The sequence below is a fragment of the Bartonella sp. AC158YNML genome, assembly GCF_042196725.1.
Lineage (GTDB): Bacteria > Pseudomonadota > Alphaproteobacteria > Rhizobiales > Rhizobiaceae > Bartonella.
The window spans coordinates 1-644 of the sequence record NZ_JBHIQU010000094.1 but is presented as its reverse complement, the minus strand read 5'-3'; the positions used below and the strand labels follow the sequence as shown (position 1 = coordinate 644).

The 644-nt window shown below is 32.5% G+C and carries 1 pseudogene; it reads right to left on the bottom strand.

From position 1 onward, the window contains the following. Positions 1-449 precede the first annotated feature (449 nt). Positions 450-644: pseudogene (locus ACFIM1_RS09425) on the bottom strand (DUF3987 domain-containing protein); the annotation flags it as partial.

The window sequence follows — 644 nt, the reverse complement described above, 5'->3', positions numbered from 1 at the left end:
ATCCATTTTGAGCAAATGGTGAAAAAAATGTAGAAAAATGCGAAAAAACGGATAAATTTTTTCAAAAGGGGTTTTTAAAGGCTGCTTATCCACAGCCCATGGCATAGGATAAGATCAGCAAAGTAGTAAAATTTGCTATTCATTTCACGGGTTAATCAAGATAAATGTACTATGGGCTTTAAAATATCATAATGAGTACTTTGATAGGTTTTGTAGGTTCTTAAAACCCCCAAAACCCCTTTAAATGTATATTATAGATTGTATTTACGGATTGTATTTAATATAGGTTGTTTCTTTAAAACGTTAACGTACTGAAATATAATAACTTTTATTTTTGTTTAAAAAAATAAAATAATACGTATAAAAAACACCCCCAAAACTTATAATGGGGAGTGCTTTGAAGAGTTCACTGTTATATTGTTAATGTTCTATAAGATTTCCAAATTGCCTCAGTGTGATGTTTTATGGCTTGTCACTAAGGGATTCCATTCATAGCGTATGGTAGGGCGACCGCCTTGTGAGCTCTTGTCTCCAGAGATTTCACGTATATAGTTACAACGGCATAAAAGCTCTAAAGCTTGCTTAACGGCTCTATTATCTGTTAAACCGATCCAACTTCTTTGATGAATATCACGTAAAGTAAA